The following is a 17,192-nucleotide window of genomic DNA, read 5'->3' as shown; positions in this document are numbered from 1 at the left end:
AAATAGAAGGGCTTACCTGATATAACAACATTTATTATCGTCTTTTTTCTTAAAGCCCTAACCGAACTCCTACTTTATAATTCCGCCCTCTGGTTTGGAAACCTACTACTTCTTGAAAGTCATCATCCAGTACATTAGACACGCCTAGAAAGAAGCTAACTTCTTTAGATTTTAATTTATAAGTCGCATCCAGATCCACCAATTGGTAGCTTTCTAACTCTACGTTTTGCGTACTAAAAGTGTTCAGGTCAAAAAACGCATCAGCTCGCTGGTGATTGTATTGGTATCTTGCCGTTAAAAAAGCTCCTTCAAAAGCTTCAATTCGAGCACTTGCATTTACTTTATGTTTAGGAATACGTCTCAATTGAGGCACATTATCTCTTTCAGTGAAGGAGTAGTTAGCTGTTAGGTTCAATACATCAAACAAAAGAGTTTGCCCCATAACTTCCACTCCTCTAGCAGTCAATTGTTCCTGCACATTTTGATATTGAGATATAAAATTGACTGGATCAATAGTAACAAACTGAACCAGGTTATTTTCTTCCCGTTGAAAAACACTTACCCCTATACTTGATTGGTCTTTACTCCATGAAATTCCAGCTTCTAAAGTTGCATTGTCTTCTGGAGCTAGGTCTTCATTTCCAAAACCACTTGCATACAATTGGAATAATGATGGAGTAATATATGCCGTACTATAGGAAGCATAGGCCTTAAAGGTGTTGTTGCCAACATTAAATCTATAGGATGGATTCAAGTTGTAAACCAATTGTCCATCGTAATTACTGTGCAAGTTGTAGCGTGCCCCTGCATTTAAATTAAAACCAGTACCACTCAAGTAAACTACATTAAAATAAGGATCATAAATCTGGAAATTCACCTCGTCTGTATTTGCATTTTGAACGAACGAAGTACCACCGAATGGGATACTAAAATCTTCATAGGTCTGATTATTGAAATTAAAACCTAGAATGGTTTTTAAACTAGAATCTTCAGATAAATCAAAAGTGTATTTATTATAAAGGTCTAACGAATATCCATCAGCATTGAAAAGAGATGGGAAATTACTCCTGTTATCCCTTCGAGTATGGGTACTGACGTCTGCATAAACCAGTTCTCCTTTTTCAGAGTACTTCCAGTTCATATTGGTTCCCCATCGTAATTGGCGGCTATAGGTCTCATTATCGCCATCTGTAAAGGCTCCGTTATCAAATTCGGCTACATACTCATCAAAAGACAAATAACTGCTCAATTTGAAGTCCTTATGGTTGTTATAACCTATGCGGCTTAAAAGATTAACGCGATTAAATTGGTCCGCATCAAAGACTACATTTTCATCAGCACTCTCTGCGGCACTGAGTCCGTTGGTGCTTTGATGATTCAACCCTACTCCATAAGTAAGACCATTTTTAGCAGTTCCTTGCAGTTGCACACTATTGTTGTACTCGTCTATTCCAGAAGTATTTTGCTGGCTACTATTATTGGTCCCAACAAACGAAGCTAGATTCACTCTCACTCCAGATGTAGGAGCTTTACGCAATTTGATATTGATAACAGCGGTACTGGCATTAGCTCCGTAAAGTGTGCTCGCAGCACCTTTTAAAATTTCGATTTCTTCAATTTGATCTAGATCTACCAATCTTAAATCAAAATCTCCAGCGATATTGCTAGGGTCATTTACCTGTGCTCCATCAATTAAGAAAGAAACTTGACGGCTATTTCCGCCTCTAATAAAGTAACTTTGATTCTGTCCAGCATTACTGCGTGCACCATTAATTTCTATTCCAGCGTACTGATTTAAAAGATCGGCAATACTCGAGGCTCGTTGAGCTTCGATGTCTGCTCTTGTAATTTTAATGATTGGTTTACCGCTGTCTTTGCGTTGTAAGTCAAATTTTGACGAAGCCGTAACGATTACTTCTTCCAGTTTTGTTGCAGTAGAATCTACTTGTGCATTTCCCGACACAGCTACTGCAATCATGGCGCTCCAGGCGATGATTTGTTTTTTCATTTTTGGGTTTTTAAGCTCGGGAAGGAAATTTGAGGAGCAAGTACAATAATATTTTTGATACACCGATTAAAAGGTATCGGTGCAGACTGTACAGAAATTAGTTCAGTACTCGACCAGCCATTATTATAAAACTCATCGTTATCTCTATCCCGAAGATGAACAATAATTTATTTCAAAATGTGGCAGGTCTCCTGGCTTCAAAATAAAATCGCCTTCCCAAGTCCTGGACTCAGTGGCCTTTTGATTTTATCCTATAAAAAATAGGTTACCTCTACTTAAAGAGACATTTTGTTTACAGTTGCGGGAACAGTTCTAGAATTGCACTAGATTCCCTTTTAATTTTTTGCTTTCGTACAGCATAGGCTTTCTTTATTTAATTTATAAAAAAAGAAAGCGGCATTTTGCTCCAGCTAAAAAAACCATATTTCAAGTCGCGAAAGTACTCTTAAAACGTATCTAGAAACTACGAAGCAGAAGAAATTTATCAAAATCAGAAAGAAAGTCATTCAAACCCATCATTATTGCTACTTTTGAAGTCTCATGAAAAAGACTTTTCTATACCTTCTTATTGGTTGCTCTATTTTACCATCTTGTAAGAATGAGAACAAAATTATTGAAAATACTGTAAAGAAATCTGATGGTTCTACCTACCAAAATATCGAGGTAAACTATGCTCATGGTTTCCAGATTCAAACTACCGAGACCGGTTACGACGTGACCATAATGAATCCATGGCCAGAAAGCGCCGTCAATTACCCTTTTAAACTGGTTAAAAATAGAGGGAGGAAATTAGTTAAAGAAGCAGGTGCATCCCTAATCATTCCAATTCCTATAGAAAATATAGTCCTGACTTCCACTACTCACATTCCGCCATTAGTGTTATTAGGAGAAGGAAAATCCTTGACTGGTTTTCCAGGCACCGATTATATCAGTGCTCCAGAAATAAGAGCATTCATCGAATCTGGAAAAGTAAAAGAACTGGGGACCAACCAACTCATGAATGTAGAAAGCACCATACTACTAGAACCAGACCTGGTAATGGGTTTTAGCATCGATGACAGCAACCCCACCTATCAAAAAATAGAAGAGGCTGGTATTCCTGTGCTGTATAATGGAGAATGGGTAGAAGAACATCCATTAGGGAAAGCAGAATGGATCAAGCTTTTTGGCGTGTTATACGGTAAGGAAAAGGAAGCCGACAGCATTTTTAATGCTATAGAAAAAGAGTATTTAAACACCTTGAAACTTATTGAAAAGGTCGAAAAACCAAAAGTATTAAGCGGCGCGACTTATAAAGATCAATGGTATTTGCCTTACGGAAACTCTTGGCAAGGGAAGGTTTTAAAAGACGCAGGAGCAGATTATATTTATGCCGCAACAGAAGGAAATGGCTCTCTAGCCTATAACATAGAAAAAGTACTGATGGACGGTCGTGAAGCTACTTACTGGATCGCACCCGCACAATATACCAGTTATTCTAAAATGCTAGCAGACAATAAATCATACGCTCTTTTTGATGCTTTTAAAAACAAACAGATATATACTCATGCCCTTACTGTAGGTGCAAAAGGCGGAGTGACTTATTACGAAGAAGCCAGCATGAGACCAGATCTGGTTTTAAAAGATTTAGTTAAAATATTGCACCCAGAGCTACTTCTGGATCATGAATTGTATTTCTTTAAACAGCTGGAAGATTAAACTCCATCAAGAGTTCCTTAAGATATTTCTAATTTTATAATAACTAGCACATTACCTCATGAAAAAAAAAGTTGCGATTATTGGTGGTGGGCCAGCAGCTTTTTTACTGGCTGCTTTTTTGGATGCTGAAAAGTTCTCGGTTACCATCTATGAGAAAAATAAAACTTCAGGTCGTAAATTTTTAGTTGCTGGCAAAGGTGGCTTTAATCTAACGCATTCAGAGGCGGTGGAACAATTGATCCAGAGGTATACCCCAGACGACTTTTTGGCCAATGCCCTATCTCATTTTAGCAATACTGATTTTAGAAATTGGCTCGATCAAATAGGTATTCCTACTTATATAGGAAGTAGTAAAAGAGTATACCCAAAGAAAGGTATCAAACCTATTGAAGTACTTAATGCTATTCTTAAACACCTTAAAGAAAAGAGCGTGGTCATAAAATATGAGCATACTTTTTCTGATTGGGATCAATATGGAAATGTGATTATTAATAACCAAGCTATTTCGGCAAATTATACGGTCTTTTCATTAGGAGGCTCCAGCTGGAAAGTCACAGGTTCTGATGGTGGGTGGCTGGATACTTTTTCAAAAAAAGGAATCCAAACCAAAGCTTTTCAAGCGTCCAACTGCGGTTATCACATCAATTGGAAAGCTGATTTTATAAAGAAGAATGAAGGCACACCTTTAAAAAACATTGCTATTTCTTGCAATAATATCGTTCAAAAAGGAGAAGCGGTTATTACAACATATGGATTAGAAGGAAACGCTATTTATGGACTGAGTCCGCAAATAAGAGAACAACTACAAACAAATTCCACTGCTCGTGTGTATATAGATTTTAAACCTTCATTAACTTTAGAAAAAATTCATTCTAAAATACACTTATCTAAGTATAGAACTACAACGGACATCCTAAAAAAAGAGCTCAAATTAAGTACTCCTGCCATTGACTTATTAAAAACATATTTATCTAAAGATTCTTATTTAGACACCCAATCATTGGCCATAAACATTAAAGAATTCTCTTTAGAAATAACGCATACAACAAGTTTAGACGAAGCAATTTCTACTGTTGGTGGCATAGATCTCAAAGCAGTATCAGACCAGTTTGAACTAAAAAAACTACCTCATCAATTTTGTGTTGGAGAAATGTTGGATTGGGATGCGCCTACTGGTGGTTATTTATTACAAGCTTGTGCAAGTACAGGTGTCTTTTTAGCTGATTATTTGAATAAGATTCGTTAAGCTGAGGGATTGATCAAAGTTGGGTAGGTTTTAAATTTTGCTTTTAAGGTTAATAGAATAATATGGTTTTTAAGCATTTGAATGACAAATAAAATGATTCTACATTCTAAGCTACACATCTCCTTAAACTAATAAACTTAAAAAAGAGTATCTTTAAGTTACTGTTAATCAAAAGGAAACGAAATGAAAACAATAACTAAAAAATTCAGGTTACCATTAGGACTGTTATTTTGTTCTGTCTTTTTAATATCCTGTTTAGAAACAAAAGAAAATGAAGTTGCCGAAGTAATCATAGAACAACCAGCAGTTGAAGCAGCATCTCAAAAATATGCTAATATTGTTGAAGAATGTTTGAACGTCATGCAAGATTTTAACTTTGATGGTTTGGGGGTTTACTTAGCAGATGATGTACAATGGTACTGGCCTAATGGTGGTATGGAAACCCGTTCCATTATTAAAGGAAAGGAAAATGTGATCAACTTTTGGAAAAATTGGAGAGCAACTTCTGGCGTAGAAAGTATGCAATTCTATAACTCTGATTTTATGCCTCTTAGAACAAATAGGTCCAATGATCAATATAATGTCGTTGGAGTTGTAGTACTGTACTATGGTGACATTACTATCTACGGTAAGGCCGGTTCTACAATAGTAAGGCAACACCTGGTTTTCTCTTTTAACGATGATGATAAAATAAAAAATATTTTCTCTTATTACGATAGAACTGGTATTGTACAACTACTAAATGTTGATTTAAGTTCTACCAACTAATTTTTACTAGAAAGGACTGAAATAAGCTCTATTTAAACTCCCTGTATTTTAAACATATATTTAAAATACAGGGAGTCTTTTTGAGCTAAATAAGTAATTCAATTAAATGCCTATAACCATAAATCGCTCTTCATTGTAAAGACGTTCATCTTAAAAAGAGGACTTCTTTACAATGAACAATACCTCTAATAAAAAAGTCTAATTCTCCTTTCTACCTTACCTTCGTTTTTTATTTACAAAATGAGATTATAATTATCTTTTTGAAAAAACAATTCATCATACTCAGCATCCTGCTCTTCGTCTTCTTTATTGCAGACATTTGTCTAGGTACCGTCTATATAAAACCTCAACAGGTTTTGGATGCCTTATTAGGTCTTAAAAACCCAGATACCAGTACCACATTGAGGTACATCGTCACCGATTTGAGATTGCCTCGTGCGATCATGGCAGTACTTACTGGTGCTGGACTTGCCATTGCAGGATTACTCATGCAAACGCTGTTTAGGAATCCGCTGGCGGGTCCCTTTGTTCTAGGTATTTCTAGTGGCGCAGGATTAGGTGTGGCCCTTGTTATTATGGGCACAACAGCCTTAGGATTAGGCGCTATTTCTGGATTCGGGATCATTACAGCAAGTGTTATAGGAAGTCTAGCCGTATTGTTATTGATTATTCTGATGTCGCTCAGGATCAAAGACACTATGGGTTTATTGATTGTAGGGTTGATGGTAGGTAGTTTGAGTAGCGCTGTGGTAGGTATTTTAAGTTACTTCAGCAGTAGTGAAGAATTGCAGCGTTATGTTTTTTGGTCTTTAGGCAGTTTAGGAAGCATCAATTGGGATGATTTACTTATTATAGGTTTGTTGTTTGTAATTGCTATGCTCTTATTAATCTGGATCATCAAACCTTTGAATGCATTGCTATTAGGAGAAAGTTACGCACTTAGTTTAGGAATCAACATTAAGAAAACACGTTGGATCATCATTATCATCACCAGTATTCTAGCAGGTAGTATTACTGCTTTTGCTGGGCCTATTGCTTTTATAGGTCTTGCTGTACCACATTTAGCCCGACTCTTATTACCTACAGTGAATCACAAAATATTAATCCCTACTGCCTTATTATTAGGCGCTACACTCCTACTCTTTTGCGATCTGGTATCACAACTGCCCTTTTCGAACTATTCTTTACCTATTAACGCAGTTACCTCATTGCTAGGAGCGCCATTGATCATCTGGCTCATCATGAGAAAACGTAATCTTCACTTTTAATGATTCGACTAGAAAACATACAAGTAGGATATGGTCATTGTGTTGTGGCAGAGCATGCTGGTGATCTCGCTTTCGCGAAAGCGAAACTCATATCCATTATAGGAACTAATGGATCAGGAAAATCTACTTTATTAAGAGCCATAGCTAGTGGACAGCACCTCATCAACGGAAAGGTTCTCTTAGAAAATCAAAACTGGAGGGATTTTACTACACTAGAACGATCCAAATATATCTCCATAGTCCTCACCGAAAGGGCCTTTAGCTATTTCTTAAGTGTTAGAGAGTTATTGGAGTTAAGTCGTGCACCTTACACTAACTATATAGGCAAACTTAGTGATGTAGATCACGAAATTATCAATGACGTCTTAGAGAGTTTTGATCTTAAAGGACTGGAAAGCCGGAGAGCAGGCACCTTGAGTGATGGACAATTGCAACGAGTTTTAATTGCTAGAGCCATTGTTCAAGACACAGCATACATACTGATGGATGAGCCTAGCAGCCACCTAGACATCAACCATAAAGCCGATTTGCTACTGCTATTGAGAGATTACTGTCATGAAAAGGGGAAAACGATTATTTATGCGACGCACGAAATCCAACTGGCCTTGTCCTTAAGCGATGAAGTCGTAAGTATACATAAAGGCATCATAGCCCATCAATCTACTTTTGACTTTATGGCGTCTAACCAATTACAAAGCATTTTTCCATCAAAAAATGTGATTTTTGAGAATGGAAAGATGGCTTTTAGGTTTGAATAGCAAATCTCCATTACAGCTTATATCGCAGTGTTAGATTCCAGATCAGTTTGAAGCCATCGTTTTTTCTTTAATCCATATTAATTTTAGCAAATTTTCTGGAATGACAAATGTATACGCGTTGGAGCTGTAGTTTCTTACTAATGTACTAACAAAAAAAAGCCCTTGATTTCTCAAGAGCTTTAGATTATTCTATAAAAAATTAAGCTTTAGGAATCTCTTTTAAAACTTCTAAAAGAAGTTTCCAAAACTTCTGTACTGATGTGATTTCTACATACTCATCTGGACTGTGTGCTCTTCTTATATTTGGCCCAAAGGATATCATGTCCAGTCCAGGATAACGCTCTCCTAAGAGACCACATTCTAGTCCTGCGTGACAGGCTACCACTCTAGGTTCATGATCGAACAGTTCTGTATATTTTGCTTTGGTAATATCTAACATAGCACTGCTGGCATTAGGTTGCCATCCTGGATAATCCCCTGAGAGTTTGGTGTCCATTTGCGCAAGCTTCATTACAGCAACGATACTGGAAGAAAGATCAGTCTTAGAACTTTTTACAGAGGATCTTGTCAAACAAGCAATCTGCAGTTCCCCTTTTTCTAAAGTTACTCGAGCTAGGTTGTTAGAAGTTTCTACAAGACCATCAATATCTGGACTCATACGGTATACACCATTATGAATTCCCAATAAGCAGTATACCAGCTCACGGCTATCACTTTCGGTAAGCACTTCAGTATTTTCTACAGCTTCTATGGATATCGTAAGATTCTCTTCTAGAGCTGCATACTCGTCTAGAATCGCATCTTTACATCTGTTAAAAGTGTTCCACATTTGCTCCCAGTCGCTTTCAGGTAAACTAATTACTGCTTCAGCTTCTCGCGGAATCGCATTTCTTAAGCTACCACCTTTTAAAGATTGAAAATGTACCGCACCTCTTTTTTGCATAGCATCTAAAAGACGAGTAATCAATTTATTTGCATTACCCAATCCTTTTATAATATCCATACCACTATGACCACCATTAAGGCCTTTAACCATGATTTTTTTAGATATATAATGATCAAAAACAGGCTCTAGCTTATAGGTTTTTGTAGCTGTGACATCTACACCACCAGCACAACCTATGTCTATCTCGTCATCCTCTTCTGTATCTAGGTTCAATAGAATTTTTGAGGTAAGAATGGTTGTATCCAGTTCCTTTGCTCCGGTCATTCCAGTTTCTTCGTCTACCGTAAACAGAGCTTCTATTGCTGGATGTGCAATGTCAGTTGAGGAAAGTACTGCCATGATTGCTGCAACCCCTATACCATTATCTGCCCCTAAAGTAGTTCCTCTAGCTTTGATGATATCTCCTTTAACAAACATATCAATTCCTTGAGTTAAGAAATCAAAATCGGTATCATTATTCTTTTGATGCACCATGTCTAGGTGTGATTGCATGATGATACTCTCGCGATCCTCCATTCCTGACGTAGCAGGTTTTCTAATAATGACATTACCTATAGCATCTTCTATCACTTCTAGATCAAGTGATTTACCAAAATCTACCATAAATGCTCGAACACGTTCTTCTTTTTTAGAAGGTCGTGGTACAGCATTTAAATCTGCAAAATGGTTCCATAGTAATTGGGGTTGTTGTTCTCTTACTTCTTTAGACATAGAAATTTATGATTTTTACAAATATAGCGGTACATCGTGGGTACCCGCCTTAACAATTTGCTAAAAGATTATTGATTTGAATGCTGATCTATAATTGGGGACACTTCATTTTTTGTCGCCCTTAGCATTTCTCTTTTTCCCGGTGGTCCAGGCAAACGCTCTACGGTAAATCCAGCACTTTGCATATTGCGTCGCACTTGTCCAGCAGCACAATAAGTGGTTAAAACACCCCCACTCTTTAATGCCTTATATGCGGCGTTAAAAATAGCTTCTGTCCATAATTCTGGTTGAGTGCGCGGCCCAAAAGCATCAAAATAGATCAAGTCAAATTGATCCTCATTTGCAATGTTTTCAAAAGTTTTTTGCTTTTTACACAAAGTAAAATAAGAGGTGATCTCTTGATCTTCCTCCCAGCCAGATTGATGCATGGATTTGTACAATTGCTGATCGTTTAAAAACTGACCGTAATCCATAGCGCTAACTTCTTCCTCATTAATAGGAAAAGCCTCTACCGCAGTATAAACTATAGGTGTATTGGATTTATGCTGAGCTGTTAGCATGGCATTAAGCCCAGTTCCAAAACCATATTCTAGAATCTGTAGAGGTTCTTGATGGAAGTTTCGCTTTCGCGAAAGCGTGACTTCTAAAAAATATTCCATTCCGGTTTGTATAAAAACATGAAGCGCCTCTTGCAAGGCGCCGTGTTTGGAATGGTATTGTTCATTGAGATCAGGCATATGAATGGTTTTTGATCCATCGCCGGTAGTCATGATCTCACGCTTCATTTATTCTTCTGTTTTTGCAGCTTCTTCTACATCTGGATTGTCAAACTTCTCTACAAGAGCACCATCGGCTACAAAGCTCAAGGTAATTTCTTCTTCTGTAATTGCTGCGATTTCTTCTTTAGATTTTCCAGCATCCTCAGCATAATGACGTAGTTCTTCCACAGGAGTGATGTTTTTAAATGCTTTCCCATTTAACACAACTTCTTTTCCTTGACCGTTCTTAGGAAGAAAAAAAGCATAATCTTTAAATTTCACTGTCGCAGATGCATCTCCTACTGGCATTTTAATCCAGCAACCTTTATTTACGCATACCTCTGCAATGATTCCTTTTACTTTTACAGCTGCAGTGTCGCCTACTTTCATAGTTTGATACATAGCTCCTAATTCCATAGCGTCGATGACGTCATTGTTAGAAAACTCAGCTCCGTAATCCATGTAAGCCATTTCTTGAACCTGCTCGTCATTGATGGCCGGCATTTCTTCTTCTTGTTTCTGTTCTTTGCATCCTACTAATAAAGAAATTGCAAATAATCCTAAAATGAACTGTTTCATAAGTTTATAATTTAAACAAATTTAGGAATTCGTTTGTATTTATTACTAGTCCTAATGAAGTATATTTGCAAAAAAATTACAGCACCATGACTCCAACTCACGAAATCGTTATAGACAAGGTAAAAGAATCCAAAATCAGTAAAATTGATTTTGATAATTTAACCTTCGGTAAGACATTTACAGACCACATGCTGGAATGTACTTGGAGCGATGGATCGTGGAAAACCGCTGAAATAAAACCCTATGGTCCTATTCAAATAGAACCTAGCAGTAAAGTATTTCATTATGGCCAGGCTATTTTTGAAGGAATGAAAGCTTTTAAGGATCCTGATGGCGAAGTGTTTCTTTTTAGACCAGAAGATAATTGGATACGATTTAATGAAAGTGCTAAGCGTCTTGCTATGCCAGAAATTCCAAAAGAAATCTTTATTGAAGGCCTTAAGGAACTTGTCAACCTTGACAAAGAATGGGTACGTTATGGTGAGGGACTTTCTCTTTATCTAAGACCCTTTATGATCGCTAGTGAAAATGGAGTTGCTGCTGCACCTTCAACAGAATATAAGTTCATGATCATCATGTCTCCGGCATTTGCTTATTATAAAGGAGATGTACGTGTTGTTATCGCTTCAGAATTTTCTAGAGCTGCCAATGGCGGTGTAGGATATGCTAAAGCTGCTGGAAATTATGCCGCTAGTTTCTACCCGAATAACCTTGCTATTCAAGAGGGTTATCAACAAATCATTTGGACCGATGCCGCTTCTCATGAATACTTGGAGGAAGCCGGTACCATGAACATATTTGCAAGAATAGGTGATACCTTACTTACCGCGCCTCATAATGACCGTATTCTGAACGGAGTTACCCGAAGAAGTGTGATACAAATGGCAAAAGATCACGGTATTACTGTTGAAGAAAGACGTGTTTCTGTTAAGGAATTAAATGAAGCTGCTGGTAATGGGACACTTAAAGAGATCTTTGGAAGTGGAACTGCGGCTGTGATTGTTCCAATTAAAGGATATAAACATGAAGACTTCAAATACGAACTTCCTGTACTAACAGATTCTTATGCTTCTCAGCTTATAAAAGCTTTAAAAGACATTCAATACAATCGTGCTGAAGATCGTCACGGCTGGAGAGTTCAAATCTAAATATCAGATAAATTATATCATTCCAAATGCCTGCTTTATAGCGGGCATTTTTTATGATAGACTTTCCAACCACAAACACTGAGGCATGAATGTATTCTACATTAGAAAGGTGAATTCACATGAATAGTAACGATCGTTTTGATTTCTTTCTATATTTTTAAAGCGTGAGAATATTTATTTCCATCTTCCTGCTACTTATGACGATTCCTGCAGTGTCACAAAATCAAGCTAATTGGTGGTTTTTTGGTTCTAATGCTGGAATTGATTTTAATACAGGCGTTCCTGTACCTAATAATATAGGACAATTAAACACTATAGAAGGCTGCTCTGCTATTTCAGACGCCTGTGGTGGATTGCTTTTTTATACAGACGGGATTAGCATATGGGATCGCAATCACCTAGTAATGCCAAATGGTAACGGGCTCTTTGGGAATCCTTCCAGTACACAGTCGGCTATTGTGATTCCATTACCTAATAACCCCGATCTCTACTATGTTTTTTCTATTTCGATAGGTACTACCACTGGGCTATATTATTCGGTTGTAGACATGAGTTTGAACAGTGGGACTGGCGATGTTATCGTTACCCAGAAGAACATCAGCTTACTAGCTAACAGCACCGAAAAGTTATTTGCTGCAGTTGCAGCAAACGGTCAAGATGCATGGATTGTCACCTATGCAGAAAGTATTCCAGGTAGTTTAAGTTTTAATCAGTTTTATGCTTTTAAACTAACGCCAAATGGGATGGATTTATCGGCTACTGTAAGTTCTACCAGTCAGGCTACTCGCACCACAGATAAACGAGGTTATTTAAAAGTATCTCCTGATGGCTCAAAAGTAGCCATGATGACACAGTTTTATGTAGACACCAGCATCCCAGATGAATCTGGTGTAGGTGCTTGGTTATTTGATTTTGATAACCGTACCGGTATAGTCAATAATCCTGTAAGGATGAATTTCCCTGCCGGCTATCAAGCTTATGGAACGGAGTTTTCCTTAGACTCTAGACTGGTGTATGTAGATCTCAACACACTAGGAAGTGGCCTTGTAGCGGCCGAAAGGCTGTTGTTACAATACGATACCACAGCCCAAAATTTTGAAAATAATCCGGTGGTGATCTATCAAAGTGACGCTAACGATCCTAATGATGATGTGACCCGTGGTGCGTTACAAATTGCTCCTGATAAAAAGATATACTATGCCAGAGATGAGCAAGAATGGCTTGCAGTAATTAACAACCCTAATAATATAGGTGCTTTATGTAACTTTCAATACGAGGGTTTGTTATTAACTCCAGGGACCACAAGTAAGGAAGGTTTACCTCCTTTTTACAACGCGTTTTTCAATCCATCATTTTCTGTCATTGAAGGTTGCAGTACCACCACCACACAATTCATTGCAGACGAAATAGCAACTTGTCCTAATAGTTCAGTTCTTTGGGATTTTGGAGACATTGCCAGTGGTCTAGCCAACAGTTCCACACTGATCAACCCTACTCATATTTATACCAATGCTGGAACCTATACGGTGAATCTTGTTATTACGACCGCTTCAGATGTTTTTAATTCCAGTCGCGTTATACAGATAGTCGATACTCCTTTTATAAATACTGTTAATGACATAAGCTTATGCGATGATAGTTCCAATGACGGTATCGCGGCCATAGACTTTACTGCGGCAAGAATTAGTGCCTTAGGTATTCAAAACTCGAACAACTTTGAAGTCACTATTCATTCCAGTCTTCAAGATGCGGTAAACGATTTTAATTCCATAGCTGATAACGATCCGGTTGCTAGCGGTACTTATTTTATTAGAATTGATAATCGACTGTCAAACGGTTGCTATATAACTACTTCATTTGATGTGACTATTGATGCCATTCCTGTAGCATCGAGGGTAGATGATTTGATCTTGTGTGACGATTTTAGTAACGATGGTATAGAGTCATTTGATTTAGATAGTGCAGCGATTCAAGGTTTAGGAACCCAAGACCCTGTACTAGTGGACTATTCCTTTTACGGATCTCAAAATGAAGCAGATTTGAGACAGAATCCAATTAGCTCGCCTTACAACAATACCATAGCCGATGAAGAAATCTTCGTACGTTATGAGAATGTGACCAACACAAATTGCTATGAAGTTGTTTCTTTTAATCTTCATGTAGTAGCACAGCCGGTGATTCCTATGATTAATGATATGGCTATTTGTGATGATGAATCGAGAGATTTAGTAGAGGTTTTTGATTTGAATTCTTTGATCGCCTCTATTCAAAATACTCAATCTGGAAATCTTACGACTACATTTCACAGCTCACAACAAGATGCAGAATTAGATGACAATCCTTTAAATACTGCTTATACGAATACCATGACTTCAGAAGTTTTATGGGTACGCTTAGAAAACAATGATGTAGCTATTTGTTATGATGTACAACCCTTGCGTATAGAAGTGTTTCCAAAACCTATAGTGAACACTACTGATGACTTCTCAAAATGTATTACAGAAGAGGAAGTTATTCAGGCGTCTCCTGGTTTTGCCACTTATTTATGGGATACAGGAGCAACCACTTCTAGTATCAGTATTACTGATGAGGGAACCTATACCGTCATTGTAACAGATCAGAACGGCTGTGAAGATAGCAGTTCTACAACAGTGACTAATTTCCAGACCACTCAAATTGTCACCGTAGAAATTGAGCAATTTACCTTAAGGTCCAACCGCATAGAAGTGTCTGTTATCGGAGATGGTCCCTTTGAATACAGTATCGATAACTTTATTTTTCAGGATAGTAACGTTTTTACGGATTTACTTCCAGGGTATTATACTATTTATGTGCGAGATGTAAATGGTTGTGACCTGGTGACTGCTCCAGCAACCATCATCGCTGCACCTCCTTATTTCACCCCTAATGAAGACGGATTTCACGACTACTGGCAAGTAACTGCGATTGAAACCGAACCTGATGCACAGATCTATATTTTTGATCGTTTTGGAAAACTATTAAAACAAATAAGCCCGTTAGGACCTGGGTGGAATGGAATGTATAATGGCAAGCCTATGCCTAGTACTGATTATTGGTACCTCGTTGAATTAATTGATGGCCGCAGTTTCAAGGGGCATTTCTCTCTCAAAAGATAAACAGGTCCTTGGTATTATTTTAACCTCGCTTTCGCGAAAGCGGAATTGTAAAAAACCTATTTTTACATTTCATGGACTTTAATATTGTATCAGAATTTTCTCCTACTGGAGATCAACCACAGGCGATCAAGAAGCTTATTAGTGGAATCGAAGCTAATGACAAATATCAAACGCTTCTCGGTGTTACTGGAAGCGGTAAGACTTTTACGGCTGCAAATGTGATACAAGGTGTGCAAAAACCAACCTTGGTACTCTGTCATAACAAGACGTTAGCAGCTCAATTATACTCAGAGTTTAAAGACTTTTTTCCCGATAATGCGGTGGAATATTTTGTTTCTTATTATGATTATTATCAGCCAGAAGCTTTTATACCCTCCTCAGGAACTTATATTGAGAAAGACCTTTCTATTAATGAAGAAATAGAAAAGATGCGATTGAGTACCACTTCTTCCCTACTTTCTGGGAGAAGAGATATTATAGTGGTCGCTTCAGTTTCTTGCCTTTATGGTATTGGAAATCCTGTCGAGTTCCAGAAAAACGTTGTTAGAATCAAAAAAGACGAGGTGATTGCTAGAACAGCATTACTTCATAAATTAGTTCAATCCTTGTACTCCAGAACCACTGCAGAGTTTAATAGAGGTAATTTTAGAATAAAAGGAGATACTCTAGATGTATATCCTAGTTATGCAGATACCGCTTTTAGAATTCATTTTTTTGGCGATGAGATTGAGGAAATAGAACGTTTTGATCCAGTGAATGGAACCGTGTTAGAACGTTTTGATCAAATTACTATCTATCCAGCAAATATGTTTGTGACTTCTCCAGACATATTACAAGGTGCCATACACGCTATCCAAGAAGACTTGGTAAAACAAACCGATTATTTTAAAGAAATAGGAAAACCGCTAGAAGCTAAGCGTCTGGAAGAACGAACTGAATTTGATCTAGAAATGATTAGAGAACTGGGCTACTGTTCTGGTATTGAAAATTACAGTCGTTATCTTGACGGACGTCAACCAGGTACCAGACCTTTCTGCTTATTAGACTTTTTTCCCGATGACTTCCTCATGATTATTGATGAAAGTCATGTGAGCGTGCCGCAAGTAGGTGCTATGTATGGCGGAGATAGGTCTAGAAAAGAAAATTTAGTAGATTATGGTTTTCGCCTGCCTGCCGCTATGGATAACCGTCCGTTAAAATTTGAGGAGTTTGAAGCGATGCAAAATCAAGTCCTTTATATAAGCGCAACTCCAGCAGATTATGAGTTGGCTAAAAGTGAAGGAGTTGTTGTAGAACAAATCATACGACCTACAGGACTATTAGATCCGGTTATTGAGGTACGACCTAGTCAGAATCAAATAGATGATCTTGTGGAAGAAATACGATTGAGAGAAGAACGGGATGAACGTGTACTTATCACTACTCTAACCAAACGCATGGCTGAAGAACTGACCAAATACCTTTCTCGAATCAATGTGCGATGTCGCTATATTCACAGTGATGTGGATACCTTAGAACGTGTAGAAATTTTGTCAGACTTGCGCCGTGGAGTTTTTGATGTGTTGATAGGGGTAAATTTATTAAGGGAAGGGCTGGATTTACCAGAGGTCTCTTTGGTTGCTATTTTAGATGCAGATAAGGAAGGTTTTTTACGTAATCAACGATCGTTAACACAAACAATAGGGCGTGCAGCACGTAACGTTAACGGTCGTGCTATCTTATATGCGGATAAAATCACTAACAGCATGCAAAAAACTATTGATCAAACAGATTACCGTCGTTCTAAACAAATCGCTTATAACGAAGCAAATGGCTTAAAACCTACCGCAATAAAGAAAAAGCTAGAAACAGCCTTATATAGAAAAAATGCAGCAACATTTGCTATTGAAGAAGTGCTCACTTTAAAAGCCGCTGAGGAAGAAGCGGAATACCTGACGAAAGCAGAGCTAGAAAAAAAGATACGAAATACTCGAAAGATGATGGAGAAAGCGGCAAAAGAATTAGACTTTATGGAAGCCGCAAGACTTAGAGATCAGATTAAAATGCTGCAAGAAAAAGTGAAAAACATCTAAAACAAACCCATTAAAATCTGATAGTCAATATATTGAAATGCTATCTAGCTTTAATTCATCGAATTTTCTAACAGATCATCGTTTTTTTTAGATAA

The 17,192-nt window shown here is 37.6% G+C and carries 12 protein-coding genes and 1 riboswitch; of the genes, 8 read left to right on the top strand and 4 right to left on the bottom strand.

The window, feature by feature from the left end:
• Positions 1-49 precede the first annotated feature (49 nt).
• Complete coding sequence (locus CW736_RS10040; RefSeq protein WP_101013815.1) at positions 50-2,008, bottom strand: TonB-dependent receptor plug domain-containing protein; 1,959 nt, start codon at positions 2,006-2,008, stop codon at positions 50-52.
• Positions 2,009-2,171: 163 nt separating this feature from the next.
• Positions 2,172-2,384, bottom strand: a riboswitch (cobalamin riboswitch).
• A 164-nt stretch (positions 2,385-2,548) separates the two neighbouring features.
• Between CW736_RS10040 and CW736_RS10035 the strand changes: the two genes are divergently transcribed.
• From CW736_RS10035 to CW736_RS10015, 5 genes are all read left to right on the top strand, one after another.
• The gene (locus CW736_RS10035) at positions 2,549-3,706 is read left to right on the top strand and encodes an ABC transporter substrate-binding protein (RefSeq protein ID WP_101013814.1); all 1,158 of its coding nucleotides are present in this window, start codon (positions 2,549-2,551) and stop codon (positions 3,704-3,706) included.
• A 58-nt stretch (positions 3,707-3,764) separates the two neighbouring features.
• The gene (locus CW736_RS10030; RefSeq protein ID WP_101013813.1) at positions 3,765-4,952 is read left to right on the top strand and encodes an NAD(P)/FAD-dependent oxidoreductase; all 1,188 of its coding nucleotides are present in this window, start codon (positions 3,765-3,767) and stop codon (positions 4,950-4,952) included.
• A 183-nt stretch (positions 4,953-5,135) separates the two neighbouring features.
• The gene (locus CW736_RS10025) at positions 5,136-5,720 is read left to right on the top strand and encodes a hypothetical protein (protein ID WP_101013812.1); all 585 of its coding nucleotides are present in this window, start codon (positions 5,136-5,138) and stop codon (positions 5,718-5,720) included.
• Between the two features lie 260 nt (positions 5,721-5,980).
• Positions 5,981-6,988 (top strand): iron chelate uptake ABC transporter family permease subunit, encoded by a 1,008-nt coding sequence (locus CW736_RS10020; RefSeq protein WP_410503946.1) that lies wholly within the window; start codon positions 5,981-5,983, stop codon positions 6,986-6,988.
• Positions 6,988-7,746 carry an ABC transporter ATP-binding protein gene (locus tag CW736_RS10015; protein ID WP_101013810.1) on the top strand — a complete coding sequence of 253 codons (759 nt, stop codon included), beginning with the start codon at positions 6,988-6,990 and terminating at the stop codon, positions 7,744-7,746. Before CW736_RS10020 ends, CW736_RS10015 begins: the two co-directional genes overlap by 1 nt.
• A gap of 199 nt (positions 7,747-7,945) precedes the next feature.
• On the opposite strand, the gene CW736_RS10010 is transcribed toward CW736_RS10015, so the two are convergent.
• The 3 genes from CW736_RS10010 to CW736_RS10000 all read right to left on the bottom strand — a co-directional run bounded on the left by CW736_RS10010 (position 7,946) and on the right by CW736_RS10000 (position 10,740).
• The gene (locus CW736_RS10010) at positions 7,946-9,403 is read right to left on the bottom strand and encodes an aminoacyl-histidine dipeptidase (protein WP_101013809.1); all 1,458 of its coding nucleotides are present in this window, start codon (positions 9,401-9,403) and stop codon (positions 7,946-7,948) included.
• Between the two features lie 68 nt (positions 9,404-9,471).
• The gene (mnmD, locus tag CW736_RS10005; protein WP_101013808.1) at positions 9,472-10,188 is read right to left on the bottom strand and encodes a tRNA (5-methylaminomethyl-2-thiouridine)(34)-methyltransferase MnmD; all 717 of its coding nucleotides are present in this window, start codon (positions 10,186-10,188) and stop codon (positions 9,472-9,474) included.
• Positions 10,189-10,740 carry a DUF4920 domain-containing protein gene (locus CW736_RS10000; protein ID WP_101013807.1) on the bottom strand — a complete coding sequence of 184 codons (552 nt, stop codon included), beginning with the start codon at positions 10,738-10,740 and terminating at the stop codon, positions 10,189-10,191.
• An 86-nt stretch (positions 10,741-10,826) separates the two neighbouring features.
• Between CW736_RS10000 and CW736_RS09995 the strand changes: the two genes are divergently transcribed.
• The 3 genes from CW736_RS09995 to uvrB all read left to right on the top strand — a co-directional run bounded on the left by CW736_RS09995 (position 10,827) and on the right by uvrB (position 17,097).
• Positions 10,827-11,888, top strand: coding sequence for a branched-chain amino acid aminotransferase (locus tag CW736_RS09995; protein WP_101013806.1), 1,062 nt, complete (start codon positions 10,827-10,829; stop codon positions 11,886-11,888).
• 197 nt (positions 11,889-12,085) lie between these two features.
• Positions 12,086-15,025: a T9SS type B sorting domain-containing protein gene (locus CW736_RS09990; RefSeq protein WP_232735343.1), complete on the top strand. Its 2,940-nt coding sequence runs from the start codon at positions 12,086-12,088 to the stop codon at positions 15,023-15,025.
• A gap of 71 nt (positions 15,026-15,096) precedes the next feature.
• Positions 15,097-17,097 carry an excinuclease ABC subunit UvrB gene (uvrB, locus tag CW736_RS09985; RefSeq protein WP_101013804.1) on the top strand — a complete coding sequence of 667 codons (2,001 nt, stop codon included), beginning with the start codon at positions 15,097-15,099 and terminating at the stop codon, positions 17,095-17,097.
• Positions 17,098-17,192: the final 95 nt, after the last annotated feature.

This window comes from Nonlabens sp. MB-3u-79 (assembly GCF_002831625.1).
Classification (GTDB): domain Bacteria; phylum Bacteroidota; class Bacteroidia; order Flavobacteriales; family Flavobacteriaceae; genus Nonlabens.
This window is presented reverse-complemented; position numbering and strand designations above follow the sequence as displayed.

Bases quoted from the DNA above. Each gene is read 5' to 3' on its own strand.
- CW736_RS10025 (WP_101013812.1), top strand. From the start codon at position 5,136: ATGAAAACAATAACTAAAAAATTCAGGTTACCATTAGGACTGTTATTT.
- CW736_RS10000 (WP_101013807.1), bottom strand. From the start codon at position 10,740: ATGAAACAGTTCATTTTAGGATTATTTGCAATTTCTTTATTAGTAGGA.
- CW736_RS10040 (WP_101013815.1), bottom strand. From the start codon at position 2,008: ATGAAAAAACAAATCATCGCCTGGAGCGCCATGATTGCAGTAGCTGTG.
- mnmD (WP_101013808.1), bottom strand. From the start codon at position 10,188: ATGAAGCGTGAGATCATGACTACCGGCGATGGATCAAAAACCATTCAT.
- uvrB (WP_101013804.1), top strand. From the start codon at position 15,097: ATGGACTTTAATATTGTATCAGAATTTTCTCCTACTGGAGATCAACCA.
- CW736_RS10010 (WP_101013809.1), bottom strand. From the start codon at position 9,403: ATGTCTAAAGAAGTAAGAGAACAACAACCCCAATTACTATGGAACCAT.
- CW736_RS10015 (WP_101013810.1), top strand. From the start codon at position 6,988: ATGATTCGACTAGAAAACATACAAGTAGGATATGGTCATTGTGTTGTG.
- CW736_RS10035 (WP_101013814.1), top strand. From the start codon at position 2,549: ATGAAAAAGACTTTTCTATACCTTCTTATTGGTTGCTCTATTTTACCA.
- CW736_RS09990 (WP_232735343.1), top strand. From the start codon at position 12,086: ATGACGATTCCTGCAGTGTCACAAAATCAAGCTAATTGGTGGTTTTTT.
- CW736_RS10030 (WP_101013813.1), top strand. From the start codon at position 3,765: ATGAAAAAAAAAGTTGCGATTATTGGTGGTGGGCCAGCAGCTTTTTTA.
- CW736_RS09995 (WP_101013806.1), top strand. From the start codon at position 10,827: ATGACTCCAACTCACGAAATCGTTATAGACAAGGTAAAAGAATCCAAA.